Annotated in this window: 22 protein-coding genes and 2 pseudogenes; 15 read left to right on the forward strand and 9 right to left on the reverse strand. The window is 61.0% G+C overall.

Annotated features, from left to right (window positions below; all coding sequences use genetic code 11):
- Positions 1-70: 70 nt before the first annotated feature.
- Complete coding sequence (locus BM216_RS00755; RefSeq protein ID WP_092994968.1) at positions 71-1,429, forward strand: MmgE/PrpD family protein; 1,359 nt, start codon at positions 71-73, stop codon at positions 1,427-1,429.
- A 3-nt stretch (positions 1,430-1,432) separates the two neighbouring features.
- Here BM216_RS00755 and BM216_RS00760 read toward each other — a convergent pair whose 3' ends face one another.
- The 5 genes from BM216_RS00760 to BM216_RS00780 form a co-directional block, all read right to left on the reverse strand.
- Positions 1,433-2,365, reverse strand: a complete 933-nt coding sequence (locus BM216_RS00760; protein WP_092993459.1) for a LysR family transcriptional regulator — start codon at positions 2,363-2,365, stop codon at positions 1,433-1,435.
- A gap of 900 nt (positions 2,366-3,265) precedes the next feature.
- Positions 3,266-4,015: an SDR family NAD(P)-dependent oxidoreductase gene (locus tag BM216_RS00765; RefSeq protein ID WP_092993462.1), complete on the reverse strand. Its 750-nt coding sequence runs from the start codon at positions 4,013-4,015 to the stop codon at positions 3,266-3,268.
- A 60-nt stretch (positions 4,016-4,075) separates the two neighbouring features.
- Entirely contained in the window at positions 4,076-4,987 is a 912-nt protein-coding gene (locus tag BM216_RS00770) for a helix-turn-helix domain-containing protein (protein ID WP_092993465.1), read from the reverse strand.
- Positions 4,988-5,010: 23 nt separating this feature from the next.
- Complete coding sequence (locus BM216_RS00775; RefSeq protein ID WP_092993469.1) at positions 5,011-5,778, reverse strand: SDR family NAD(P)-dependent oxidoreductase; 768 nt, start codon at positions 5,776-5,778, stop codon at positions 5,011-5,013.
- Between the two features lie 94 nt (positions 5,779-5,872).
- Positions 5,873-6,628, reverse strand: coding sequence for an SDR family oxidoreductase (locus BM216_RS00780; protein ID WP_244530024.1), 756 nt, complete (start codon positions 6,626-6,628; stop codon positions 5,873-5,875).
- A gap of 230 nt (positions 6,629-6,858) precedes the next feature.
- On the opposite strand from BM216_RS00780, the gene BM216_RS00785 reads away from it, so the two are divergent.
- On the forward strand, positions 6,859-7,815 hold the full coding sequence (locus BM216_RS00785) for an AraC family transcriptional regulator (protein ID WP_092993474.1): 957 nt from the start codon (positions 6,859-6,861) through the stop codon (positions 7,813-7,815).
- Between the two features lie 77 nt (positions 7,816-7,892).
- Here BM216_RS00785 and BM216_RS00790 read toward each other — a convergent pair whose 3' ends face one another.
- On the reverse strand, positions 7,893-8,909 hold the full coding sequence (locus tag BM216_RS00790; protein ID WP_177230665.1) for a zinc-dependent alcohol dehydrogenase family protein: 1,017 nt from the start codon (positions 8,907-8,909) through the stop codon (positions 7,893-7,895).
- Between the two features lie 100 nt (positions 8,910-9,009).
- Here BM216_RS00790 and BM216_RS00795 point away from each other — a divergent pair, with 100 nt between their 5' ends.
- Both BM216_RS00795 and BM216_RS00800 read left to right on the forward strand, forming a co-directional pair.
- Positions 9,010-9,903 carry a LysR family transcriptional regulator gene (locus BM216_RS00795; RefSeq protein ID WP_092993480.1) on the forward strand — a complete coding sequence of 298 codons (894 nt, stop codon included), beginning with the start codon at positions 9,010-9,012 and terminating at the stop codon, positions 9,901-9,903.
- Positions 9,904-10,062: 159 nt separating this feature from the next.
- The gene (locus tag BM216_RS00800) at positions 10,063-11,079 is read left to right on the forward strand and encodes a ketopantoate reductase family protein (protein WP_177230666.1); all 1,017 of its coding nucleotides are present in this window, start codon (positions 10,063-10,065) and stop codon (positions 11,077-11,079) included.
- A 274-nt stretch (positions 11,080-11,353) separates the two neighbouring features.
- Here the strand turns inward: BM216_RS00800 and BM216_RS00805 are convergent, their stop codons facing one another.
- Positions 11,354-12,229 carry an NAD(P)-dependent oxidoreductase gene (locus tag BM216_RS00805; RefSeq protein ID WP_244530025.1) on the reverse strand — a complete coding sequence of 292 codons (876 nt, stop codon included), beginning with the start codon at positions 12,227-12,229 and terminating at the stop codon, positions 11,354-11,356.
- A gap of 172 nt (positions 12,230-12,401) precedes the next feature.
- On the opposite strand from BM216_RS00805, the gene BM216_RS00810 reads away from it, so the two are divergent.
- From BM216_RS00810 to BM216_RS00850, 9 genes and pseudogenes are all read left to right on the forward strand, one after another.
- On the forward strand, positions 12,402-13,304 hold the full coding sequence (locus BM216_RS00810; protein WP_092993489.1) for a LysR substrate-binding domain-containing protein: 903 nt from the start codon (positions 12,402-12,404) through the stop codon (positions 13,302-13,304).
- 405 nt (positions 13,305-13,709) lie between these two features.
- On the forward strand, positions 13,710-14,717 hold the full coding sequence (locus BM216_RS00815; protein ID WP_092993492.1) for a TRAP transporter substrate-binding protein: 1,008 nt from the start codon (positions 13,710-13,712) through the stop codon (positions 14,715-14,717).
- 2 nt (positions 14,718-14,719) lie between these two features.
- Positions 14,720-15,313 (forward strand): TRAP transporter small permease, encoded by a 594-nt coding sequence (locus tag BM216_RS00820; protein ID WP_092993495.1) that lies wholly within the window; start codon positions 14,720-14,722, stop codon positions 15,311-15,313.
- Positions 15,313-16,572, forward strand: coding sequence for a TRAP transporter large permease (locus BM216_RS00825; protein WP_092994971.1), 1,260 nt, complete (start codon positions 15,313-15,315; stop codon positions 16,570-16,572). Before BM216_RS00820 ends, BM216_RS00825 begins: the two co-directional genes overlap by 1 nt.
- Positions 16,573-16,737: 165 nt before the next feature.
- A complete protein-coding gene (locus tag BM216_RS00830) occupies positions 16,738-17,589 on the forward strand; it encodes a transketolase (protein ID WP_092993498.1) in 852 nt (283 codons plus the stop codon).
- Between the two features lie 11 nt (positions 17,590-17,600).
- Complete coding sequence (locus BM216_RS00835; RefSeq protein ID WP_092993502.1) at positions 17,601-18,644, forward strand: transketolase family protein; 1,044 nt, start codon at positions 17,601-17,603, stop codon at positions 18,642-18,644.
- 64 nt (positions 18,645-18,708) lie between these two features.
- Positions 18,709-19,467, forward strand: coding sequence for an SDR family NAD(P)-dependent oxidoreductase (locus tag BM216_RS00840; RefSeq protein ID WP_092993505.1), 759 nt, complete (start codon positions 18,709-18,711; stop codon positions 19,465-19,467).
- A 57-nt stretch (positions 19,468-19,524) separates the two neighbouring features.
- Positions 19,525-20,343 (forward strand): sugar phosphate isomerase/epimerase family protein, encoded by an 819-nt coding sequence (locus tag BM216_RS00845; RefSeq protein WP_092993508.1) that lies wholly within the window; start codon positions 19,525-19,527, stop codon positions 20,341-20,343.
- Between the two features lie 31 nt (positions 20,344-20,374).
- Positions 20,375-21,360: pseudogene (locus BM216_RS00850) on the forward strand (dihydroxyacetone kinase subunit DhaK); the annotation flags it as partial.
- Positions 21,361-21,561: 201 nt separating this feature from the next.
- Here the strand turns inward: BM216_RS00850 and BM216_RS34540 are convergent.
- Positions 21,562-21,697: pseudogene (locus tag BM216_RS34540) on the reverse strand (ATP-binding cassette domain-containing protein); the annotation flags it as partial.
- A gap of 194 nt (positions 21,698-21,891) precedes the next feature.
- The gene (locus tag BM216_RS00855; protein WP_092994974.1) at positions 21,892-22,869 is read right to left on the reverse strand and encodes a LysR family transcriptional regulator; all 978 of its coding nucleotides are present in this window, start codon (positions 22,867-22,869) and stop codon (positions 21,892-21,894) included.
- A gap of 196 nt (positions 22,870-23,065) precedes the next feature.
- On the opposite strand from BM216_RS00855, the gene BM216_RS00860 reads away from it, so the two are divergent.
- Both BM216_RS00860 and BM216_RS00865 read left to right on the forward strand, forming a co-directional pair.
- Complete coding sequence (locus BM216_RS00860) at positions 23,066-24,370, forward strand: MFS transporter (protein ID WP_092993511.1); 1,305 nt, start codon at positions 23,066-23,068, stop codon at positions 24,368-24,370.
- A 15-nt stretch (positions 24,371-24,385) separates the two neighbouring features.
- Entirely contained in the window at positions 24,386-25,363 is a 978-nt protein-coding gene (locus BM216_RS00865; RefSeq protein ID WP_092993514.1) for an amidohydrolase family protein, read from the forward strand.
- Positions 25,364-25,400 lie beyond the last annotated feature (37 nt).

Genomic DNA, 25,400 nt, shown 5'->3' on the forward strand with positions numbered 1-25,400 from the left:
TTCTGCGAACCGTGCCTGTCGGGACGGCGAGAAAGTGCATTCCCAAAAAGCAGACAAGAGGCCTTTGATTATGACCGTCATCGAAACCATCGCCACCTGGTGCGCCACCCCGCCCGTCCCCAGCGACACCGCCCGCCGCCTTGCACGGGAAGCGATCGCCGATACGATCGCCTGCCTCTATGCCGGCCGCAACGACATGAGCACGGTCGCCGTCGCTCGCGCGTTCGGCTGGCAACTCGCCGGCGAGGCGGCCCTCGTCACCGGTGGCCGGCAGTCTCCGTCCGTCGCCGCATTGGTCAACGGTACGGCGGCGCACGCGCTGGACTATGACGACAACTTTCGCCCCGGGATGAGCCACGCATCGGCGGTCATCGTGCCGGCCCTGCTTGCGGTCGCCGACCGCGTTGGCGCGAGCGGGCGCGCGTTGGTCGATGCCTATCTCGTCGGGCTGCAGGCGCAGGCCTTTGTCGGCAGCGGCGTCGCGGGCTCGCATTATACGGCAGGCTGGCACGGCACCTCCACCGTCGGCAGTATCGGCACGGCCGCCGGTGTGGCGAAACTGATCGGTCTCGATGCGGCAGGCATCGCCCGCGCATTGTCGCTCGGCGCCAGCATGGCGTCCGGCACCAAGGGTCAGTTCGGCACGCCGGTAAAACCATTTCACGCAGGCATGGCTGCACGCAACGCGGTGGAAGCCGCTCTCCTGGCGGCCGAGGGTCTGCGTGGGCGGCTCGATATCCTCGAGGGCGAACAGGGCTTTGTCGAAATGTTCGGCGGCGCACGGCCCGTAGGTTATGACGTTGCGGAAATCGCGGCGACGCGCGCACACACAATCGAGACAGTCGGGGTCATGCCGAAACTGCATCCCAGCTGCGGCTCCACCCACCTCATCGTCGATGCGGTGCTGGACCTTATGCGCGAGACGGACATCGATCCGGATGCAATCGTTTCCGCGGATTGCCATGTCGGCATCGCAAACTATCGCAATCTTGCTTACCCCGAACCGAAGGACGAGATGCAGGCGCGGTTTTCCATGCAGTATTGCCTGGCGCTGGCCCTGCGAAAGAAGACGCTGTCGCTGTCCGATTTCACCCCTGCTGCCGTCGACGTCTTTGCCGCAGATCCCTTGTTGGCGAAGATCGGCATGACCCATTACAGCGCGGCCGAGGAGGCCGAAGCGAAAACCTATCTGCCGCACAGGCTCAAGATCACGCTGGCCGATGGACGCGTACTGGAGACAGAGCGCCAGGCAGCGCGGGGCGGCTTGGCAAATCCGTTCTCGCGAGAGGATCGCCGGGCGAAATTCGCCGACTGCCTCGATGGCGCACCTGAAGCGGAGGCGATTTCCGCGGGCCTGGAGCGGCTCGATGAAAAGGCGGATCTTCGCTTCCTCGAAGGCCTGTTCTCTCCGCCGGCAAAGGCTGCGTGAGGATCAGGCAGAAAGCGCGACGCGATCGGTGAGCGTGCCGACTTCCTCGGCGCGCTTCCAGAACCGACCGGCACTTTTGCAGCGCAGGCGGAAGGAGCGGTAAAGGCGGATCTCTACGATCATGTCGAACGCCGGATCCGCCGCCCGGACCAGTTGCCCGCTTTTCATCTCGGCCACCGCCAGGCTTTCGGGGATCCACGCGACGCCGTGGCCGGCAACCGCCATGGCCTTCAACGCGGCAGACATTCCGTTCTCATAAACGGTGTTGAGCCGGAAGGACGCTCGATCGAAAATCGCCTGAGGCAGCGCCTGGGCGAAGAAGGAACTGTCGCGATAGCCGAGATAGTTTACCGGCGCGCCATCGAGCGCGAGCTTGTGAAGGGGTTTGCCCTCTTCATCCGCGGCGGAAACGGCGATCACCCGTTCGGACCCGAGCGTCAGATAGGGGTAGTCGACGAGTTCGCGGATTGCCGGAACGCAATCGTGGGCATAGGTCAGCAGGAAATCGCATTCGCTGCGCAAAAGTTTGGAAACATTGGTGGCAAACGACGAATAGGCTTCCGAGAAGCGCGTGCGAAACGGCTCGCCGGTCGCCTCCACCCTTTCCATCCAGAGAGGAAAGAAGGTCAGCACCAGCGTGCTCATGGTGGCGAAGGACAAGATCTCCTCGCGTGCCGAGTGGCGCTGCAGTGTTTCTTCGCGCAGCGCCGAAATGGCGTCGACCGCCTTTCTCGCGCGCGGCAGGAAACTTTCGCCCGCAGGCGTCAGGTGCACCGGATAGGTCGAACGATCGACCAGCGGAAGTCCGGCCCACTGCTCCAGCTGCTTGATGCGCCGGCTGAGCGCCGACTGTGTGATATTGCGATCATTGGCAGCCAGCGTGAAATTCTTGAAATGGCAGAGAGACAGGAAATCCTCCAACCATTTCATTTCCATGGAATGTATCTCCGCACCTGCTGAAAGGAGAAGATGACATGCTGGGGCCGACCTCGCAAGCCGGCGATGCATCTGATGGATTCTCTTAAATGAGCGAACTCGCCTTTAGGCCGGCACCTTGCTGGACCTGTACTTGAGCTGGACCGCCCCCGGGACCGGTGCGGGAAAGCACCTACAACCGCCGTCGGCAGCGCTCAAGAGGAAATCAATGCGCCGTCTCGGTCCATCTGTCTTCAAAGAAGACAAGGGTGATGTTGAAGCGGCCACGCCTTCTCGGTTTAACCGTTCAGATGCGTGATGAGGATGTAGAGCGCTGCCGACTGCGCACTGTCGCTCAAATTCTTGTGGCAGCCCGGCTGTTGAAGCTACTGGCAGTTCAGGTCCCGAAGCGGCCGCGCGGCGCTCATGCGCGCCTGTCTGAAACACAGCGAGCGGGATGAAACGATGTCGGTGCGGTTTCCGATGTCGCGGCGTCCCGCGAGCGAAAGGTGTTTCGGCTCGGCGGTGCACGGACGTCGGAAGAAGCGCTCGATTATCCTGCGACTTGAACGGCCACGACACCGCTTCGTTGCGTCAGCCCCGTTCGTTATCCCTGACGCCTCCTTCATCGTGGGACGAATAATCAGGTGGGTGGCGGCTTTTAGCCAGGCGCCATTGAATTACTGGTTTTCACTTCGAGAGTCCCTGGCTGCAAATGGCGGCCAAAGAGCTTCCGAACTGGATAACTAACCTATTCTAGCTCCGTTGTTCTTTGTTGCTAGGTCTTGAGCGGAATCGAACCATCCACGACGCTCTAAGATCGCAGCACATACAGAGAGTTAATTGCCCTTGGGTGGCGTCCAAATGTGGCGCCCGCGTCAAACAGCGGACGCCGCCCCGGATCGGACGGGTCAACCATCGTTACGGCAGGCTCCATCCTCCATCAATGACGAGTTCCGATCCCGTGACATACTTTGCTTCGTCGGACGCAAGATACAGGCTGCCGTAGGCGATATCGATGGGCTTCCCGGCAACGCCCATCGGCACCAGAGAGAGCACTTGTGCGTTCTCGTCCTCCGTCAGATTTTCCATGGCAGGCGTCTCGGTGTCGCCGGGATAGACCGAGTTGATCCGCACACCCTTCTTCGCGAATTCCAGCGCAGAAGCCTTGCTCAGCATTCGGACGCCGCCCTTCGACGCGTGGTAGGCGGTGTAGCCGGTCGTCGCGATCAGCCCATACAGTGAGCAGATGTTGACGACCGAGCCGTTGCCCGACCTAAGAAGCTCGGGCATGGAAGTCTTCATCCCAAGATACGTCCCCGTGAGATTGACCGCGACGACCTTGTCCCAATCATCGAGCGATGTGTCTGTCAGCCCGGTCGCGCTGAACCGGGCAGCGTTGTTTACGATGGTCGTCAGGCTACCGAAGCTGGCGACCGCAGCGGCAACGACGGCCTGCCAGCTCTTTTCATCCGAGACGTCGAGCTTTTGGAAGATAGCACGGTCACCGCGAACCTGGAGGCGCGTAGCGACTTCCTCGCCCTGCTCTTCCAGAATGTCGGTGATGACGACTCTCGCGCCTTCGGAGGCGAACAGGTCGGCAATGCCTTCGCCGATACCGCGCGCGGCACCTGTGACGATCGCGACTTTTCCTTCGAGTCTGCCTGTCATTTGACTTCTCCTTGGTTGGGTTAATCTCGGGGACGAACTTGCGGTTCGATTTATCCAGGGTCAGAGCACGCTGACGCTTTCGATCGGCGGCGCCCCGAAGAGCCGCCGATATTCGCGATTGAACTGGCTGGGGCTGGTGTATCCGACCTGCAGAGCCACCTCTCCGGCATGCGATTGTGTCGTCGAAAGGATTCGTCTGGCTTCGCTGAGTCGCAGGAACTGCTGGTATCGGAGCGGCGTCATGGTCGTGAGCCGTCGGAAGTGATGATGAAACGACGAGGTCGACCAGTCGCAATGGGAAGCCAGATCGGCAACGACGAGCGGTTGCCGGAAACGGTCAGCGATGTAGCCGGCCGCGCGGTGGACGCGTTCCATGGGACTTCCCGCGACCGTCAATTCGTGGAGACCTCGTCCGAACGGCGTGCCACGCAGCCGGAGGATCAGCTCCTGCTGGAGCACTCCGGCGATCACGCTGCCTATCCCTTCGCGAAGGGGGAGCAGGAGCATCCGTGTGATGCAGTCGATCATCCACTCCGGTGACGATCCCGTGGCAACGGAGCACACGACCGGGCAGGAAATCCGTCCCGGCACCTCGCGTCGCATGCGCTCGACAAGCGCAAGATCCAACGGCAGCTCCATTGCCATGTAGGTGCTGTCTCCGTGGATCGTGATGTCGCTCATCACGGGGAGAGGAAGGGCGTTAATCGCAAATCCATATTCGGCGACTTCGTACCCGGTGCAGCCCAACGTGAGCGATCGGCACCCTTGGACAATCAACGTGACCGACGGGCGGAGGACGGCTGGATCGCGCAGGATATCGTGAGGCTTCCGTGTTAGCTTCAGTCCAGATAGGGCAACTTCGGCCATGTCCCGATCGAATAGTAACTCCTGAGCCGTCTTCCTCAGCAGGTTTCTGCCCGGCTGGAGATCCGGCGCCGAGATGGGGCTTTGGTTTTCGACTGGTTGCGACATGGAAGCCTCCGGCGAGGATTGGGTTACATCCGGTTTCCGGGGATCGTGTATCCGCCGTCGACCAGCAGGCTCTGTCCGGTGACGAAACCTGCCGCGGGCGAGCACATCCACACCGCCGCTTCGGCGACCTCGTCCGAGGTCCCGAGGCGCTTCATCGGTGTCTGGCCTATGAGTGCGGACAAAGCGTCCGCTTCCGTGCTCGCGGAGGTCATCGGCGTGTCGATGACGCCCGGCGCGACGTTGTTGATCCTGATCTGCTGCTCGGACAGTTCGAAGGTCAGCGATTTGACGAGCACATCCTGGCCTGCCTTCGTCATCGAATAGAGCGCGGATCCCCTCAGAGCGCCCTGGGCGAGCCATGAGGACGTATTGACGATTGCGCCGCCCTCGCCCTGACGCTTCATCTGCGCGACTTCGGCACGGATGCAGTGCCAGGTACCCCGAAGGTTCACGCCGATCGCCAGGTCGAAATCCTCGCTGGACAGATCGTCGATCGGCGCCCACTTGCCGATGATCCCTGCGTTGTTGAACGCGACATCGAGGCGGCCGTAGTGGGATACGGCCTGCTCGACCATCGCCGTGACCTGTTCCGGATCGGCAATATCGGCGGAAATGCCGAACGCCTCGCCGCCAAACGATCTGATTTCCTCGACGACGGCCTCGACTTCCGGCTTGCGCCGGGCGACGACGGCAACGCGAGCACCGCGCCTTGCAAAGATGTGCGAGGCAGCCCTGCCGATGCCAGAATTGCCTCCGGTGACGATAACGACCTTGCTATTGAAGTCTTCCATGTTAGTGGCTCCTGTTGGTTCGGTGGCCGGCCGGCATCGCTCGCCGGCCGGAAGTGACCGGTGCTGGGATGGATCGATCGGGGAATGCCGCCGGTTACGGCTGGTCGGTCGGGCGAACGACGATCTCGTTGACGGCGACGCGGCGGGGATTGGTGACAATGAAGGACACAGCCTCGGCGATGTCTTCGGCATGCAGGCGCTCGACCTCGCCGAACATGGCCGTGAAGCCTTCCCACTGGCCTTTCGCATCCCACAGACCGGTCGCGGTAGCGCCTGGCTCGATCACCGAGAAGCGAATGGACTGACGGGTGAACTCCTGCCGCCAAGCTTCGGTCGCGGCGGTGACGGCGAACTTCGTCGCGTTGTAGATCGCCACCTGCGCTGCCGCGACACGTCCCGCGACCGAGGAGATGTTGACGACGTCGACCACCTTGCGTGGACTGTCCTTCACGGCCTCGGAAAGATGCGGCAGTGCCGCCTTGGTCACATACATCAGGCCGCGCAGGTTGACATCGACCATCGTGTCCCAGTCCTTAAGAGGGCTGTCGATGGATGGGCCGTTCAGCATCACACCAGCGGCGTTGACGAGCGTGTCGAGGCGGCCGAACCGCTCGATCGTGTGTGCGACCACCCGCTCCGCCTCCTCGGCCGTTCTCAGATCCACCTCAATCGGAAAAGCATCGCCTCCGGCTGCCGTGATCTTGTCGGCGACGTCACGCAGACGCTGGGCATTGCGGCCGGTCACGACGACGCGTGCGCCGGATGCTGCCAGACGCATGGCCGTTGCCTGGCCGATGCCACTCGATGCTCCGGTTACCAGAGCGACTGTATTGTTCAAGGATTCCGACACGGGATTGCTCCTGATAGTGAACTGTTTGGTGCAAGCCTCTGTATCCACGAGAGGATCGATCTTGGCCCGCGACACGTTCACAGTAGGCAGGACAAGCATGGAGCGTGACGCTGATCCTTCCCGATTATTGCCCAATCCTCTTGGGCCCGTATTTTTGTGGTGGCGGATAGAGGGAACCACGACTTGAACCACCCCGTTCCGCGCTTATGTGTCAGCACAGGAGAGCGGCCATGGATCTCAGATCGACCGAGAAAAACAAGGAATTACGCGATGCGACCGCGGCCGTGAGAGCACGCATCGCATCCGTGATCCAGGAGAAGATTGGCGACCGAGAGGAACTCGACACCCCGATCGAGGGGCTGACCCTCGTGCGACGCGCCCATCCCATCCCGCCGACGCCTTATCTTTACGAGCCGTCGCTCGCGATGATCGTACAGGGAGCAAAGCACGTCGTGCTCGGGGACGCCTCTCTCTGGTACGATGAATCGCAGTTTCTTCTGACTGCGATGAACCTGCCGACGATCACGCGTGTGGTCGAGGCGACGCCGGAGCGACCCTACCTCTCCATGGTGCTGAAGCTCGACCTTACCGTGGCAAGGGAGATCATGGCCGAGATCGACCTCGACGGTTCCGATGCAGGAAACGGCACCGCGATGGCAATCGGCCCCGCCACCCCGGAACTGTTCGACGGCGTCGAGCGGTTGATCGGTCTGCTCGATCGACCGAAGGAGATCCCGGTCATGTCGGGCCTCATCCGACGCGAGCTGCTGTTCCGCGTCCTGACAAGCCCGACGGGAGAACGGCTCCGCCAGATCGTCCGTATCGGCACGGACGGCGACCGGGTCGCGCGCGCTATCTCATGGCTGCGGGAGAACTATGCGGCGCCTCTCAAGGTGGCCGACCTCGCAGATCACTGCAACATGGGCGTCTCAACCTTGCATCATCACTTCAGGCTGATGACCGCGATGAGCCCGCTTCAGTTCCAGAAGAACCTTCGCCTGCACGAGGCGCGCCGCATAATGATGTGCGACAACCTCGACGCCGCAAGTGCTGCGATCGAGGTCGGATACGAGAGCGTCACCCAGTTCAACAGGGAATACCGCCGCATGTTCGGCGCGCCGCCTATCCGTCACGTCAGATCGCTCCGCACGAACACGCTGCCCGTTGCAGGCGCGATGCAGGTCTAGGGGACGCAATCTCGGCTCGCCCGCCGGGCGTATGCAGCGGCCGAGCCCATTTTCTATCAATCAGCAATCTTGGCGCGTCATTCGTCCGAGACGTTGATGACGATCTTGCCGAACGTATCCGGCGCAAGCTGCGCTTCGTAGGCCGCACGCGCTTCCAAAAAGTCGAAAGTACGGTGGATGACCGGCTTTATCCCCTTCTCGTCGATGAAGCGAAAGACCTCGCGCTGCTGTTCGGCACTACCGACAGGAATGCCCCGAAGGCTCACACCCTTCGCATAGAAGAGAGCCGGATCAATCGCTTCGCCGAAGGACATCAAGCCGACCATGCCGATGTCACCACCGAAGGCCAGCGCCTGGATGCTCTGGTTGATCGAGCCGAACCCGGCCGTATCGACGATCTTGTCCGTCCCGCCGGTCGCTTCGAAGATCGTCGCACCCCAGTTCGGATCCTTGCGGTAGTCGAAGGTTTGCGACACGCCGAGATCTTCAAGCCTCTGCTGCTTGTCGACCTGGTCGGTGGTCGCAAACACTTCTGCACCAAGCGCTCTTGCCAGCGAGATGGCGAAGAGCGACACGCCGCCGGAACCGAGCGTCAGAACCTTCTGGCCCGGACGAACCGGGTTTGAATGCTGCAGGGCCGTCCAGGCGGTGACCGCAGCGCAAGGAAGCGTCGAAGCTTCCGCCAGACTAAGACCATCCGGCGCGCTCGTCACGCGGTCCGCGGGAAGAATCACGTATTCCGCCAGAACACCCTGTTCGTCCGCAGCCCCCAAACCCAGACCGATGCCGGGATGCGGCGGCCAGGTCCGGAAATTGCGAAGATACACGGTCGCAACGCGATCCCCCGCTTTCCACTCGGTCACGCCTTCGCCGACCGCATCCACGATGCCGGCCCCGTCTGCCACCGGGACAAGATCGCCTTTCGGCCGCCAAGGGCCGTCCGCTCCGGAAAGGATGAGATGCTCGCGGTAGTTCAAGGAGACGGCGACGATGCGGACTCGAACCTCGCCGGATGCGGGCTCCGGCATCCTCGCTGTCGTTTCCACGAGGCCATCGACGCTGCTGGCGGCTGCCTTGAGTATCCATTGCTTCATTTTCTGCTCCATCAGTTGCTTGACCGATGGAAATGTACGCACCCCTTGATTATGTGATTAGACGACATAAAACTGATGAGCCTGTGAGCGGTACTCAGGAATGAGAAGAGAAGACATAGCGGATCTCATGGCCTTTGCGGTCATCGCCGAGGAGCGGAGTTTTAGCCGCGCCGCCTTGCGGCTCGGGCTGTCCAGTTCGGCACTGAGTCACGCCATCCGGCTGCTCGAGGATCGTTTAGGTACAAAGCTTTTGAACCGCACGACGCGAAGCGTGGCTCCCACGGCCGCGGGCCAGCGCCTCCTCGCCAGGCTGTCCCCGGCCCTTGGCGAAATCGCCGAGGGATTGGATGCGCTCGCCGATGAGCGGGATAGGCCGTCGGGTATGGTGAGGATCAACACGCACCAGAGTGCTGCTTTCCTGCATGTGATCCCGAAACTGAAGGATCTACGAGCCCGATATCCGGATGTGGTCCTCGATCTGGGTATAGACGACGGCATGGTCGACATCGTCAGCGCCGGCTTCGACGCCGGCATCCGTCATGGTCGACATCTCGCCAAGGACATGGTCGCGGTGCGGATCAGCCCCGAATACCATTCGGCACTCGTAGCCTCGCCGGACTACCTTCGCGACAAGGTCCTCGTCCAGACGCCCGCCGATGTGCTGAAGCTTGATTGCCTTGCCTGGCGCTCTCCGACATCGGGATCCCTGATGAAATGGGAATTCCTGCACGACAGGCAGAAGGTCACGCTGGATATAGATCCGGCCATCACCGCCAATGACATGGAGATGATCGTGCGCGCGGCGGTGGCCGGAGCGGGCGTTGCCTATCTGCTCAGGGAGCAGGTTGCCGCTCATCTCGAAAGCGGCAGGCTCGTCGAACTGCTGCCGGAATGTTCCGTCCCCCACGATGCCTGCTACCTCTACTATCCGGATCGCCGGCAGATCCGCCCTGCCATGCGGGCGGTTATCGACCTGCTCAAGGAGGGCGCTTAGCTCTTCCTCCCGTCGCCCCGGTTCGGATCGCTCCTGATTACTGAGCCAGGCTCACAAGCTCTCGCGATCCGAGCGACCTAATCGCATGCCGCCCAGATGACTATCTGCGCTTTGCAGGCTGAAGCGCCTGCCATGAGGAAACAGCGTGAGGATCGACATATGAGCAAGATTGCAAAGGTTCTGATCGTCGGAGCGGGGTCGATGGGACTCGCCGTCGGGTATCACCTCGCGGCGTCAGGAACCGATGTCACCTTCCTTGTCCGCCCGCATCGGGTACAGGGTCTGTCCAGGCCTCAAGTGCTCTATTCCTACGACAACGATACTCTGAGAACATTCGACAGGTTCAATGTCATCGACGCGCCCGCATTGATCGCCAAGGAGACCTACGATTACGCCGTCATCACACTTGATGGCGCCGCGCTCCGGGATCCATCCGGTATCGTCATGGTGGAGGAAATGGGGCGAGCCTCTCGCGAGAAAGGCACAGGGATCATTCTCGGTGCGATCGGCATGAGGCTTCGGGATTGGTTCATCGAAACGGCAGGCATCCGCGCGGACAGCATTGTCAATTCTTCTCTCGGCATCCAGTGCTATTCACCGGCGGACGTTACACTACCTCTCCACGCCCCGACCAACCCGGACCTTCACAGGCAGGCCGATCTCGCCTATCGCCACCGCTGGCCCTTCGGTATCGTGGTCGAAGACAGCGCTCCAGCAGTCGCCGAAGGCTTTGCTGCATTATACAGCGCCAACGAGGCGTCGAAATGCGTCATCCACCCCTCCACGGAATTCTCGGTGCGGCTTCCCACCTACTTTCCGATGATGGCGGCGCTCGAGTTGATGGATTGGCCCAAGGCGCATGACATTGATCCCAGCGCCGCCGAATGGATCCTTGGCACGGACGCCGCGCGGGAAATCCAGGGGCTGAAGGTCAACGGAGACCTTGGCCAGCAGGTCAGAGGCGAGACAACGCCTGAGGCCCTCGCAGAGCAGTGGAGGGTATGGGAGCAGGACATGCTGCCGCTCGACCTGCAGGAGTTCAATCGCTACCATCACGGCGGCAAGGTCAATCGCCAGGACCGCCAGCTTCTCGCTGACTGTGTTCGGCTCGGTGAAGCAGAAGGAAACCCGATGAACGCCCTGAAAAAACTGCTCGCTTCCCTGCAGCACGTTTGATTTCGATAGCGTCACCCCGCAGTCTCATTCTACCGGCCTTAAAACCTTGCGGGATGCTAACGTCTTGATGGGAATCAAACGCTGAGTTGTACCTTTGAACTACTAAGTATCTGAGAAAAATGTGACGTTGCGCTAGTGGTACGTGCGCAATAGCATGGTATCGCAAAAGGAGTGCGAGCTAGCTATCCTGTTGAAACGCCAACTAGAAGAGACCTGCGGCTCGCGTAGCACGTATTACGGGCACCAAGCTTAATTTCGAGCCACAGGGGGACCATCAAGCGCCGCGATTAATTAGGTCATACGATCGTATCACCTGGCTGTCGTCCGCCGCGCCATCTCCTCGGCCGCTGGTCGTCAGAAACATCTGGTAGGCGCTTGCGGCCAGCGGAAGTGCTGCCTTGGCCTCCCGGCCTGCTTCGAGAACAAGCCCCAGATCCTTGACGAAGATGTCGACGGCGCTCGTAACCTCCGGATCTTCCTGCAGCATGCGCGGACCGCGGTCCTTGAGCATCCAGCTCGATGCGGCCGAGCCGCCCAGAATTTCGAGTAGGACCTGCGGATCGATGCCCGCCTTGCTGGCAAGTGCGAAACCTTCGGCGGCAGCGGCGATGTGAACACCACAGAGTAACTGGTTTACGACCTTCACCGCGGCGCCCTGCCCTGCCTCTGTTCCGACATGGAAAAGCTTGTCGCCTAATGCCCGCAGCATAGGTAAGACGCGCTCGAAATTGTCCTTGGATGTGCCAACCATGATCGTCAATGCCGCCGATTCTGCGCCGGCAACACCACCGGACACCGGTGCGTCCACGAAGGATCGTCCCGTCTTCTCGACACGGGCAGCGATACCCTTCACCGCGCCGGGCGGGCAGGTCGACATAAGGACAACAACCCCACCAGGCAAAAGCGCATCGACTACGCCGTCAGTGAAGAGAACCTGCTCGGCCTGTGCCGCGTTGACGACCATGAGCAGAGCTACCTCCGCGCCAGCCGCTGCCTTTGCCGCAGTTGGTGCCGGTTTGCCGCCGTTGCGTTCGAACATGTCCAACGCCTTGGCGCTCATATCATAACCGGAAAGATCAAATCCGGCGGCGATCAGGTTGCGAGCCATGGGGGTTCCCATGGAGCCGAGGCCGACAAAGGCGATAGTCATAATGTAAGGCTCCTCCAGCCAGACAGACATTCGCCTGTCTCGAACATGAGACTAGAAACCAGTCTCAAACTCATCAAGCGAATTCGGCATACCCATTATTGAATTGAAATCACTCAAATGCCAGAAATGCACCGTTCGATTTCAGCTATCGGGCCGGTGGCAGGGAGGGCCGATGAGGAAGATACCGTCATTGAAGTCGCTGCAGGCATTCGAGGCTGCAGCGCGTCGCGGTTCATTTGCAGCAGCAGCCGATGAACTTCACGTTACCGCCAGCGCCATTAGCCACCAGATCCGTTTCCTCGAGCAGGAGGTCGGCGTCAGCCTCTTCCATCGCAACACAAGAACCATTGCGCTTACCGATGTGGGCGAAAGCTACTTCCAGAGCGTCTCGGAAGCCTTTATCACCATGGAAGCTGCAACCCGAGATATCGAGCGGCATGGCAAGGCCGACATTCTAACGGTCCATTCCGTTCCAAGCTTTGCGGCCCAATGGCTCATGCCACGCCTCGCCCGTTTCAGCGCGCAGCATAGCAGCATCGACGTGCGTCTTTATGCATCCGCCGATCCGGTCGATCTCAATGCTGGGCTCGTGGATGTCGATATCCGTTACGGCAGCGTTTTGCCCACCCGCGGCGTGGTCACGCTACCGCTGCCGGAGGAAGCAATTATGCCGTTCTGTGCACCGGATTTGCTTCGACGCGCACCGAACCGGCTGGAGGAACCTTCCGAACTTTGCCATCAGACCCTCATTCATTCGGAGGTGAACCTCCTCAGCTGGCGTGGATGGGCGAAACGGAACGGCGATATAGCATTGGATTTTGACAGAGGTCCCCGCTTCGACCGCTCTTTCATGGCAATCAGCGCCGCCGTCGATGGGTTGGGGATCTGTCTTGAAAGTCATTTGCTGGTGGAACGCGAGCTACAAACCGGCCGCCTCGTTCCCCTGTTCGAAAGCAAGTGCGACATGATCGGATGCCATAGTCTGTCAACTTTGAAAGCCAAGCAGAACGTTCCTAAGATCAGGGCTTTTCAGGGATGGATTCTCAGCGAACTCATGCTGTCCAAATACCGATAGGGCGCAGGTGAAACCTTCTTTATCGAGACATAACAGAGGCTTATATTAACGCATCGAGCAAATTTTGCGTGAATTCATTTCATCAATGGAGATTTATTTAGCGTTTGACCTAAGGCATTTTCCAGCCAAATATCGCGACAGGAAGGCCCCGCAGGAGGAAAAACGGGGCCTCTGATACGAGCATGACGTCCGGAATTGGGAGCCGGAAGGCATGTAATGGGAGGACTAAAGAAGGCTACCGGGCACAGACCGCGCATCAAGCGTGGTGCTATTTGTATGCGTCGTAAGCCGTACATCGACAACTCCCCTTTCGTATCAATCGCAGGCAAGAGCGACCGGGCCGAGACCCGGACCGGGCGCGACTGATCAATGCTGTTTGAATCATCGTTATGGGAGGACTTCACGATGAACCTGACACTTAAACGACGCGGCTTCCTGGCTGGCGCCACCGCCCTTCTCGCAACACCCGTCATCCTGAGCTTCCCGCGCGGCGCACAGGCCGCCGTCACCATGACGCTCGGCCACAATGCCGCCCCCGGCAATCCGCGCGGAACGTCGGCCGACGAATTCGGCCGCCTGGTCGCCGAGAAGACGAGCGGCGAATATGCCGTGCGCGTCGCCGGCGCCGAACAGCTCGGCAACGAACAGTCCCTGCTGACGAGCCTTCGCACCGGTGCTGTCGACATGACGGTCAACAGCCAGGGTTCCTGTGCCGCGCTCGTGCCGGAAATCGCAGCCCTCGGCCTGCCCTTCCTCTTCGACAACAGCGACGCGGCCTTCAAGGTGCTCGAAGGCGACACCGGCAAGGCTCTGGCCGAACGGTTCGCCGCCGTCAACATGGTTCCCCTCGGCTGGTGGGACAACGGCATCCGCCAGATCACCAATTCGAAGCGCCCGATCAACAAGGTCGCCGACCTCGCCGGTCTGACGATCCGCACCCCGCCGGATCCGATGACGATCGACATCTTCAAGACACTCGGCGCCAATACCGAACAGATCAGCTTCGGCGAACTTTACATCGCCCTGCAGCAGGGCGTCGTCGACGGTCAGGAAAACCCACTCACCAATATCGCAAGCTCCAAGCTCTACGAAGTGAACCCCTTCATCTCGATGTCGGGCCACAAGTGGGAGGTGTCGCCCTTCCTGATATCGCAGATCCGCTGGACGCAGTTCAGTGACGCCCAGAAGACCGCGATCCAGGAAGCGGCAGACGGCGCGACGAAGATGCAGCGCGGTCTCATCAAGGAAGCGGAAGCCAAGCATCTTGCGACCTTCAAAGCCAACACGAACCTGAAGATCAATGAGGTGGACAAGGAAGATTTCCGCAAGGCATCCGAGCCGGTGGCGGAAATCTGGAAGAAGAAGCCGTTCGGCGAATTCGTCACCAACCTCATCGCCGCCGCAAAGGCCTGATCATGTTCGGACCCGATGATACGCCGCGAGAGCACCTGGGTGAAATCGCCAGGGCCACCCGCCATCCGCCCACACCCATGCTGCGCTTTGCCGATAGCCTCGATCGCGTCGTCTCGATCGTGGCACGGACCATCGTGCTCATCTCAGGCTGTGTCCTTCTGGTCCTGCTGTTCGGCAACGTCGTCGCCCGCTATGCACTGGGCGGGGGCTTCTCCTTCGCCCAGGAACTGCCGGAACGGATTTTTCCGTTCTTCATCATGGCAGGCGTGGCGATTGGCGTTCAGCACGGCGGCCACATGGCCGTCGAAATGCTGCCGGAAATGCTCGGCCGCCGCGCCGAACAGGTATTCCGCATCATTGCCCAGACGCTCGTGATCATCGGCCATGCCGTCATGGTCTATGTCACGGTGAATGTCGCCAACATATCCTGGATCGACCTCAGCCCGGTCCTGAACATGCCGGCCAGCTACAGCTATTACGCACTCGCAGGAGGCTCCGCAGCAGTCATCATCGCGACGGTCGCGCTGCTCATCCGCCTCTTCATCATCGGGCCGGAAGCCATGCCCGTGCCCACGCCCGAGGAGACAGGCCAATGATGAGCCTTGCCATGGTCATTATCTTCTGCGTGCTGATGATGCTCGCAGTGCCGGTCGGTCACGCGCTGATCATATCGTCCGCCGCCGCCATCTATTTCTTCGGCGGCCTGCCGCTCAGCATCGTTGCCCAGCAACTCTACCAGCAGACCCAGTCCTTTCCGATGCTGGCCATGCCCTTCTTCATGCTGGCCGGCACGCTGATGCTCGGCGGCAAGCTGGGCAACGAGCTTCTCGCCTTCGCATCCAAGACCATGGAACGCTGGCGTGGCGGTCCTCTTGCAACGACCGTCGTCGCCTCGGTGGTTTTCGGTGGCGTATCGGGTTCGGCAGTCGCCAATGCCAGCGCACTGGGCTCCGTCCTCATCCCCTGGCAGAAAAGACAGGGTTATCCCGCGGCCCTCTGCGCCGCCAACAACTCGACCTCGGCTGTCATCGACATCCTCATTCCGCCATCGATCCCGTTGATCCTCTATTCGCTCGTCAGCGGCACCTCGATCGCGGACCTGTTCACGGCGGGCCTCCTCCCAGGCATCCTGCTTGCAGGCGGGCTTCTGCTTACCTGCAACTGGATCGCCCGCCGTCGCGGCTTCACGGCGCCCGAGCGCTCCGCGACCATGCGCGAGCTCGCTCGCCTGGCATTCCTCTCGAGCCCTGCCCTGTTGCTACCAATTCTGATCCTGCTGGGCCTGCGCTTCGGCATCGCGACACCGACCGAGATTGCCGTGCTTGCGGTCGTCTATGCGCTTGCCATGAGCCTGTTCTTCTATCGGGACATTACGTGGCAGCGGTTCCAGGACAATATGATCGAGGCAGGTATCGCGACCGGTGTCGTCATGCTGGTCATCATCGGCAGCGCCGTCTGCGGCTGGATCCTCACCTTCGACCAGGTACCGGAACGCTTCGCCGAGTGGATCGGCGCGACGATCCAGAACCCGATCCTGATCATCCTGTCGATGAACATTCTGCTGCTTATCATCGGCATGCCGCTCGATCTGCCACCATCGATCCTGTTGCTCGGCCCGATCTTTGTGCCGCTCGCAGCCTCGATCGGTCTCGATCCGGTCCAGCTCGGCCTGATCATGGTGCTGAACCTCGGCATCGGCCTCTATACGCCGCCGATCGGAACGACATTGTTCATATCCGCGTCCGTGGCCAAGACATCGCTTGGCGCCACCACCCGTGAACTCTGGCCGTTCCTCCTGGTGTCGCTGATCGTTCTGGCACTGGTGAGCTACGTCCCGGCCTTGACGATCTACTGATCCATTCGGCGCGACGGTCACGATCGCCGCGCCGCCCGATGCCGGGCCTGAACGGCATCCGACCACCGTCATTCATCCACCTCGTCGACGATCGATGGATCGCCGGATGATCCTTGTTGTGCCTGAAAATGGCCGGCTGCAAGGGATAGCCAAGGAGAAGAAGCCATGAGCGGGACAGCCGCCAACACTCTTTCGAACATGAGCCTGCCGCGTCGCGCCTGGGAAATCCGCCGCAAGGCCGTGCGCATGGGTGAGGTTCAGGGACAGGGCTATGTTGGCCAGGCGCTCGGCGTCGCCGACGTCCTTGCCGTCTCCTACTTCCACGCCTTGAACTACCGTGCGGAAGATCCACAATGGGAAGGTCGCGACCGCTTCCTGCTCTCCATCGGTCATTACGCGATCGCGCTCTATTCGGCTTTGATCGAGGCCGGGATCCTGCCGGAGCAGGAACTCGAAACCTACGGCGCCGATGACAGCCGCCTGCCCATGTCCGGCATGGCGGCCTATACGCCCGGCATGGAAATCACCGGCGGCTCGCTCGGCCAGGGGCTTGGTATCGCGGTTGGCATGGCGCTTGGCCTCAAAGCGAAGAAGAACCCGGCCTTCGTCTACAACCTGATGTCGGACGGCGAACTTGGCGAGGGTTCAACCTGGGAAGCGGCAATGTCGGCCGCTCACCACAAGCTTTCAAACCTCATCTGCCTCGTCGATTTCAACGACCAGCAGGCCGACGGAAAATCGACGCAGATGCTGAGTGCCGAGCCGGTGCATGACAAATGGTCGGCCTTCGGCTGGCATGTTCAGCGGGTGGACGGCAACGACATGGACGCGCTGGTCGCGGCTTTCGATGCCGCGCGCAATCTCGCCGACGACCGTCCCCGCATCATCATCTGCGACACGCTGATGTGCAAGGGCGTTCCCTTTCTGGAAGCCCGCGAGATGGCGCATTTCGTCCGCGTCGAGCCCGACGAATGGCAGAAGGCGCTTGATGCGCTCGACGCCACCCGCCCCGCCTGAAGGAAAAGACGATGACCGCAAACACGAATTACGATCCGCATCGGAAATGGGAACCGCGCAAACCGAAGCCCGGCGAAGGCGGCAAGACTTCGGCCATGATCGCCTCGCTGGCGGCGGAGGGCTATGACACGGTTGCAGCGCCCTTCGGTCACGCCCTGGTCGAGCAGGCCCGCAGAGACGATCGCATCGTCGGCCTGACGGCCGATCTCGCCAAATATACCGATCTGCATGTCTTTGCCGAAGCCTTTCCCGATCGCTTCTACCAGATGGGCATGGCCGAGCAGGTAATGATTTCCGCCGCTGCCGGCATGGCGCGGGAAGGCTTCATTCCGTTTGCCACGACCTACGCGGTCTTCGCCTCGCGCCGCGCCTACGACTTCATCGCCATGGCGATCGCCGAGGAGAACCTGCCGGTCAAGATCGTCTGCGCTCTGCCCGGCCTCACCACCGGCTACGGCCCGAGCCACCAGGCAACGGAAGACCTGGCCATTTTTCGTGGCCTGCCGAACCTCACGATCGTCGATCCCTGCGATGCGATCGACGTCGCCGAAGCCGTGCCGGCAATCATCGACCATGACGGTCCCGTCTACATGCGCCTGCTGCGCGGTAAGGTGCCGTCCGTCATCCGCAAGCATTGCCCGGACTACAAATTCGAACTCGGCAAGGCCAAGCTGCTGCGCGACGGCAAGGATGTCCTGATGATTTCCTCCGGCTTCATGACCATGCGGGCACTCGATGCGGCGGTGGAAATGGAAAAAGACGACATCTCGGTCGGCGTCCTCCATTGCCCGACGATCAAGCCGCTCGATACCGAGACCATTCTTGCCGAGGCCCGCCGCGGTGGCCGACTTGTCGTCACCGCAGAAAACCACACCCGTGTCGGAGGTCTCGGCGAGGCTGTCGCATCGACGCTGCTCGTCAATGGCGTAACGCCGAAATTCCGGATGATCGGCTTGCCGGACCAGTTCCTCGACGCCGGTGCACTGCCGACACTTCACGAACGCTACGGCATCTCGACGGCCGCGATGATCACACAGATCCGCGGCTGGCTCTGACACCCATAACCAATCCCAGAACATCGTTGCGAAAACGACGAGCATGAAGACAAAGGAGACCCCTATGACAACCGCTCTGCTTCAAGGAAAATTCGCAGTCGTAACCGGAGCCGCATCGAAGCGCGGCCTCGGCAAGGCCACGGCAAAGCTCTTCGCCGAACACGGCGCCACGGTCGCCATCCTCGATCTTGATGAGGCCGCCGCCAAGGAGGCCGCGGCCGATCTCGGGCCCCAGCATGTCGGCATGGCCTGCAATGTCACCGATCTGGAAGGCGCCAAGGCCGCCATTGAAGCGCTGATTGCAAAATGGGGTCAGATCGACATTCTGGTGAACAATGCCGGCATCACCCAGCCGCTGAAAATCATGGACATCGCGCCGAAGAACTACGATGCCGTTCTCGACGTCAACCTGCGTGGCACGCTCTACTGCAGCCAGGCGGTCATCCCGCATATGCGCGGCCGCAGGGCCGGCAAGATCGTTAACATGTCCTCGGTTTCGGCGCAGCGCGGCGGCGGCATCTTCGGCGGCCCGCATTACTCCGCAGCCAAGGCCGGCGTTCTCGGCCTGACCAAGGCAATGGCGCGCGAACTTGCCCCTGACAACGTCCGCGTCAACGCCATCTGCCCGGGCTTCATCGCCACCGACATCACCGCCGGCATGCTGACACCGGAGAAGCTTGAGGAGATCAAGGCCGGCATCCCGATGGGACGTGCGGGCACCGCGGACGATGTTGCAGGCTGCGCGCTGTTCCTCGCATCGGATCTCTCGGCCTATGTCACGGGCTCCGAGGTCGATGTGAACGGCGGCTCGCTGATCCATTGACTCAGCCGTGCGTCGCCGTATTCGGCGCCGCATCCATCCCGACAGGAGAATGACATCATGCAACTCGGACTGGGCAGCTACGCCTTCCGCTGGTCGATCGGCATCAAGGACCTGCAACCGGAAGAGCCGATGACGGCGCTTGAAGTGCTCGATATTGCGCATTCGCATGGCCTCAAGCTCGTGCAATATGCCGATAACCTGCCGCTCGACCGGTTGACACCGGATGAGCACAGGGAACTGAAGGCCCGCGCCGACAGCTACGGCATGACGCTGGAACTCGGCACACAGTCATTCGATGCCGGTGAACTGGCGCGCTACATTCCGATCGGCGAGCGCATCGGTTCAAAGATCCTGCGGGTTGCACTCGATGCCGAAGATGCGTTGATCCCGGTTCCCGAACTGGCGGCGCAGATCCGGGAACTGCTTCCGGACGGCAAACGCGCTGGTCTGCGCTTTGCCATCGAGAACCATTTCAACTACCCCTCGCCGCGCATGGTCGAGCTGCTGGATGCGGTCTCGGACGACGCACTGGGGGGCTGCCTCGACGTCGCGAACTCGATCTGCGCCGGTGAATGGCCTATGACCACGGTGAAGATGCTCGCGCCCTATGCCATCAACCTGCATCTCAAGGACTACCAGATTACCCCCGATCCTTATGGGGTCGGCTTCCGCATCCATGGCACGCCGCTCGGCGAGGGTCGCGCCGAGATCTCGGAAATCCTCGATACGCTTGACCATTGCCCCGATGACATGAGCTGCATCCTCGAACACTGGCTGCCGCAGACATCGGACATGGAAGCCACGCGGCGGATGGAGCACGAGTGGCTGGCCCGGACGGTCACGGCCGCCAGGCGGCTCGTGCCCGGAAACCATTGAGTCGAAAAGCAGAGAGCGTCGAACCACGATCATGACATCCAAGACCAAGAAGCTCATCAACGCCCCCGAGGATATCATCCCGGAATTCATCGACGGTTTCGTCGGCGCCCATGCCGACCTGCTGTGCGTAGAGGGCCCAACCGGCCGCGCCGTCGTTGCGAGGCATGGCCTGCGCGACGGAAAGGTGGGCATTGTGGTGGGCGGCGGATCGGGGCATGAGCCGGCCTTCGCCGGTTATGTCGGCGGGGCCTCGCCGATGCTGCGGCTGTCGGCAACGTCTTTGCCTCGCCCTCCCCCGAGCATATCCTTGATGCCGGGCGCGCCGCGGACGGCGGCGGCGGCGTCCTGTTTCTCTACGGCAACTATACCGGCGATGTGCTGAACTTCACGATGGCCGCAGAAGATCTGCAGGCAGATGGCACACCCGTCAGACACTTCGCAGTTACCGACGACATTACGTCTGCACCCCATGAACGACGCTGCGAGCGACGGGGCGTTGCCGGGGATTTCTTCGTCTTCAAATGCGCCGATGCGGCGGCCGATCTCGGCGAGGATCTCGACCAAGTGCACGCCGCGGCGCGGCTTGCCAACGACGATTGCCGCTCGATGGGCGTTGCGCTCGGAGCCTGCTCGCTGCCACAGACGGGCACGCCGAACTTCGAGATAGGCCCGGAGGACGTGGAAATCGGCATGGGCATCCACGGAGAGCCTGGCATGCGCCGCGACAGGCTGGCACCGGCCGACACGGTGACCGAACTCCTGATGGAGCCGATCCTTAAGGAACTCGCGCTGGCGAAAGGTGATCGTGTCGTCGTTCTCGTCAACGGGCTCGGCGCAACGACCCAACTCGAACTCTTCGTCATCTACCGCCGCGTCCGCCAGATCCTTGGCCTCGCGGGTATCGACATTCACGCCAACTGGGTCGGCGAATATGCAACATCGCTTGAGATGGCTGGCGCTTCGATAACCGTGCTCAAGCTGAATGATCGACTTCTCCACTTGCTCGACCATCCCTGCCGAACGCCCGCACTAAGGGTTTCTGGCTTCGCGGCGAGCGAACAGGCCTTCCAGCGATCGGAACGCCGGGTCGTGGCGATAAAGAAAGAGGTCGCCATCGACCGTACAAATCTCGAAACATCCGGCGCGATAACACCGTCGTTCTTTGTCGGGATGATGATTTCGGTGGCAGACAGGATCCGCGCCGAGAGGACAATCTTTCAGCCGCAAGACTTCCGCCTCAAAGGATTCGTCGAGCGCCTGTTCCGTCTCGTCAAGGATGACGAGTTTCTGCGCGGTCGAGCGCGCGCGGGCAATGTTAACGCGCGCGCTGGCCACCGGAAAGCTCGTGAAGATAGTAGCCGCCGAGACGGGCGACGTCGAGAGCGACTGGTTCCAGCACAGATAGACTGTGGCAGTCGACCAGTGGTCTCAAACATGCGGTCAGGATATCCGCCGCCTGCGCTGTTCTCGTGCCGCGAACTTTAGTGCTACAGAAGTCATCGCGGATTCTGCAGCCTTCTGGCGCGCCGCAAGTGGCATGATCTGCTCTCATCTCTCAGGCGTCAAAGTCGGCCTTTCCGATTTCTGGCTCTGCATCGTCTTTCGAAGCTGGGCTAGAAACGCTGCGACGCCTGGTGTGATCGGTCGGTCACGCCGTGTGACGATGCCGTAAGAGCCCATCACCGAGGGCAATGTGACGGGAATTTCGTCGAGAAGATCATGGCGGATGTAGAAGTCAGAAACGTCCGCCGGCATCACGGCCAACATGTCGCTTTCGTGCATGAGCGCCACCATCATCATCATCGAGGATGTCTCGACGATATACTGCGGGCCCGGGAGCCGCATTTCGGCGAAAACGGGTGCCAGAACCTTGCGCATCGGACTGCCGGCCGGCAGCAAAGTCCATGGCCAGCTGCCGAGATCTTTCACGGTTACCGATGGTCGGAGCGCAAGCGGATGCTGCTTTCGGCCGACCACCTTGAGAGGCTCGTCTATAAGATCGACATAGTCGAACTCACTGCGATCACTCAGCGCCAACGGACGGGCAAGCAGGACATCGAGCCGACCGTTCAGAAGTGCGGCGATCAACACGTCGCTAGTATTGACATCGACGGATACCTGCAAGCCGGGATGCTCTACCTTCAGGGCCGCAACTGCTTTCGCCAGCAGGAAGGGAATGGCGCTGATGACGCCGCCGATCCTGATCGTTCCGGACGCGCCCTTCGATAAAGAATCCAGTTCCTCACGGGTGCGGATGATCTCCATCTGCATCAGGCGGGCATGCCGGATCATCACCTCGCCATAAGGTGTCGGCCGCATGCCGCGCGCGCTTCTTTCGAATAGTGCAAGACCGACTGCAGCCTCGAGATCCTGGATCAGCTTCGTAGCCGTCGGCTGCGTCATGTTTAGGGATGCGGCGGCCTTTCGCAGGCTTGAGGCTTCCCCAAGCGCGATGAGTAAGAGCAGTTGTGCGCTCTTCAAATGCCTCAGGAGCAGGAGGCCGCGATCGAATTGCTCGGATGTCATCTGCATCTACCACCATGACCAAGCGATCAGGATATCCGATCACATGATCTGATAATTTCATTATTTCGGAATTGCAGGTCAACTATATTTCGTTCTGGGACACGGTGGGGGATCACCGATCAAGGAGGTCGACGAGAATCGTCGAAAGGCGCCGGGCAGGAGAAGCAGGCGCCGTCAATCAGGGAGGATTGAATTCATGTCTGAAATAGAACAAGGGCGCTTTGCCTTCGGCCAAGCCGATGTGAAGCACAGCCACGCCACGAATGTCCGTTGGTACATATTCGTGATCGTTTTCCTGCTGGTCGTGATCAACATGGTCGATCGTACAGCGCTTTCCATCGCGATGCCGAGCATCGCCACCGAATTCTCCCTTGGACCGGCGATGCAGGGCCTCATCCTCAGCTCCTTCTTCTGGAGCTATGCCCTGATGCAGATTCCGGGTGGCTGGATGATCGACCGCTACGGCGCACGCACCGTCATTACAATGTCGACGGTCGGATGGGGCATTTTCCAGACGATCGCGGGTTTTACGACCGGTGGCATTTCACTGCTCCTGACCCGCATCGGTCTCGGTGCCGCAGAAGCTCCGCTCTTTCCCGCAGGCGCCAAGCTGAATTCGAACTGGCTGGCAAAAAAAGAGCGCGCACGCGGCGCCGTCTTCATGGATAGCGGAGCGCCGCTCGGCGCTGCCTTTGGTGGCGTGCTGATCAGCTGGCTGATCCTTGCACTCGGCAGCTGGCGCCTTGCGTTTATCGCAGCCGGCGTGGTCACGGTTCTGCTCGGCTGGATTGCCTGGCGCTATCTGCGCGACAATCCCGCCATGCATCCGGGTCTCAACGAAGCCGAGATGGATATCATCAAGGATGTCGGCGAAACGACGCAGGTCGCGGCTGAAAGCGAACCGTCACATATCCTCCGCCGATCGCTCGTCAGCCTCGTCGCCGGCCGCACCGGTTGGGCCATGATCAATTTCGGCCTGCTGACCTGGGGCCCGAGCTATCTGGCGCAGGCTCGCGGCTTCAATCTGAAGGAAATGGGCGGCGCGACCTTCGTGATCTTCCTCGCCGGCATGTTCGGCTCACTCGCCAGCGGGTTCCTCGCAGACAAGCTTCTGGCGGCTGGCTACAAGCGGTCGATCGTCTACAAAACCCTGCTGGGCATCACCGGCGTCGGTGTTGCAGCCACTTTCATCGCCCTGCCCCATGTCAGCAACCCGGTGATTGCGGTGGCTGTTCTGTCGGCAACGCTTTTCCTGCTCTATTTTGGCAGCCTATACTGGAGCCTTCCCGCCATCCTCGCGCCGAAGAGCCGGGTGGGCATCGTCGGTGGCACGATGAATTTCGCCGGCAGCGTCAGCGGCATCATCGTTCCGATCCTCACCGGCTTCATCCTGCAGTGGACGGGCGGCTCCTACGGCACCGTGCTCGGCTTCTTCGCCGGCTGCGCGATTGTCTACGTGATTGCCACGGCCACGATCGACTTCAACGAAAGCCACACGTAACGGAAGGACGAATAGTTGGAAAATTATCCTCTCTGGGACGGCCCGATCGTCGACGCCCACCAGCACTTCTGGGACCCGGTCGCGAATGACCATCCCTGGCTGAAGCCGGAGACGAACATCCCTTTCCGCTACGGCGACTATAACGCGATCAAGCGGCGCTATCTTCCGCCCGAATATCTTGAGGATGCCGCGCACCAAAATGTCGTGCAGACCGTTTATGTCGAAACCGAATGGGATCCGGCCGATCCCATCGGCGAGACCCGCTACGCGATAAGTGTCGCGGAGCGGTTCGGCCTGCCGAATGCCATCGTGGCGCAGGCATGGCTCGACAGGGCCGATGTCGTTGAAGTCCTGAGCGGTCAGGCGGCCTTCGACTTGGTTCGCAGTGTGCGTCACAAGCCAGGCGGCGCGTCGAGCGCTGACCAGGCGGCGGATTGTCGAACCCTGATGACCGACGAGACGTGGCGCAAGGGATACGCCCTTCTTGAACGCCACGGCCTGAATTTCGACCTGCAGTCCGCGTGGTGGCATCTCGACGAAGCGATACTGCTCGCCCGGGATTTCCCGGCGACGACCATCATTCTCAATCACACGGGCCTACCTTCCGATCGTTCAAGCGAAGGCATCGAGGGCTGGCACAAAGCCATGAGCAAGCTGGCGGAAATGCCCAACGTCTGCGTCAAGATTTCGGGGATCGGCCAGAAGAGCCGGCCATGGTCCGTCGAGGACAACCGCTACATCGTTTTCGAAACGATCGAGATGTTTTCGCCCGATAGGGCGATGTTCGCCAGCAACTTTCCCGTCGACAGCCTCTGCGGTTCCTTCGACGAGATCTATTCGGGCTTCAAGCAGATTGCCGCCCGATATCCGCTCCGCGAGCAGGCCAAGCTTTTCGCCGAGACGGCCCGCAAGCACTATCGATTGCCTCCGGCGGGTGAAGACACGCTTGCCTTGGCAGAGCCGGCAGGCCGCCGCGCCGGCGGGCTGCGCTAAAGCATAACGTCCTTAAGATATGTGGCGGCAATCCCGG

The organism is Rhizobium sp. NFR07 (genome assembly GCF_900111905.1).
Classification (GTDB): domain Bacteria; phylum Pseudomonadota; class Alphaproteobacteria; order Rhizobiales; family Rhizobiaceae; genus Neorhizobium.

Coding starts and splice junctions, on each gene's coding strand:
- BM216_RS00755 (WP_092994968.1), top strand. CDS start 71: ATGACCGTCATCGAAACCATCGCCACCTGGTGCGCCACCCCGCCCGTC.
- BM216_RS00760 (WP_092993459.1), bottom strand. CDS start 2,365: ATGGAAATGAAATGGTTGGAGGATTTCCTGTCTCTCTGCCATTTCAAG.
- BM216_RS00765 (WP_092993462.1), bottom strand. CDS start 4,015: ATGACAGGCAGACTCGAAGGAAAAGTCGCGATCGTCACAGGTGCCGCG.
- BM216_RS00770 (WP_092993465.1), bottom strand. CDS start 4,987: ATGTCGCAACCAGTCGAAAACCAAAGCCCCATCTCGGCGCCGGATCTC.
- BM216_RS00775 (WP_092993469.1), bottom strand. CDS start 5,778: ATGGAAGACTTCAATAGCAAGGTCGTTATCGTCACCGGAGGCAATTCT.
- BM216_RS00785 (WP_092993474.1), top strand. CDS start 6,859: ATGGATCTCAGATCGACCGAGAAAAACAAGGAATTACGCGATGCGACC.
- BM216_RS00790 (WP_177230665.1), bottom strand. CDS start 8,909: ATGAAGCAATGGATACTCAAGGCAGCCGCCAGCAGCGTCGATGGCCTC.
- BM216_RS00795 (WP_092993480.1), top strand. CDS start 9,010: ATGAGAAGAGAAGACATAGCGGATCTCATGGCCTTTGCGGTCATCGCC.
- BM216_RS00800 (WP_177230666.1), top strand. CDS start 10,063: ATGAGCAAGATTGCAAAGGTTCTGATCGTCGGAGCGGGGTCGATGGGA.
- BM216_RS00805 (WP_244530025.1), bottom strand. CDS start 12,229: ATGACTATCGCCTTTGTCGGCCTCGGCTCCATGGGAACCCCCATGGCT.
- BM216_RS00810 (WP_092993489.1), top strand. CDS start 12,402: ATGAGGAAGATACCGTCATTGAAGTCGCTGCAGGCATTCGAGGCTGCA.
- BM216_RS00815 (WP_092993492.1), top strand. CDS start 13,710: ATGAACCTGACACTTAAACGACGCGGCTTCCTGGCTGGCGCCACCGCC.
- BM216_RS00820 (WP_092993495.1), top strand. CDS start 14,720: ATGTTCGGACCCGATGATACGCCGCGAGAGCACCTGGGTGAAATCGCC.
- BM216_RS00825 (WP_092994971.1), top strand. CDS start 15,313: ATGAGCCTTGCCATGGTCATTATCTTCTGCGTGCTGATGATGCTCGCA.
- BM216_RS00830 (WP_092993498.1), top strand. CDS start 16,738: ATGAGCGGGACAGCCGCCAACACTCTTTCGAACATGAGCCTGCCGCGT.
- BM216_RS00835 (WP_092993502.1), top strand. CDS start 17,601: ATGACCGCAAACACGAATTACGATCCGCATCGGAAATGGGAACCGCGC.
- BM216_RS00840 (WP_092993505.1), top strand. CDS start 18,709: ATGACAACCGCTCTGCTTCAAGGAAAATTCGCAGTCGTAACCGGAGCC.
- BM216_RS00845 (WP_092993508.1), top strand. CDS start 19,525: ATGCAACTCGGACTGGGCAGCTACGCCTTCCGCTGGTCGATCGGCATC.
- BM216_RS00855 (WP_092994974.1), bottom strand. CDS start 22,869: ATGACATCCGAGCAATTCGATCGCGGCCTCCTGCTCCTGAGGCATTTG.
- BM216_RS00860 (WP_092993511.1), top strand. CDS start 23,066: ATGTCTGAAATAGAACAAGGGCGCTTTGCCTTCGGCCAAGCCGATGTG.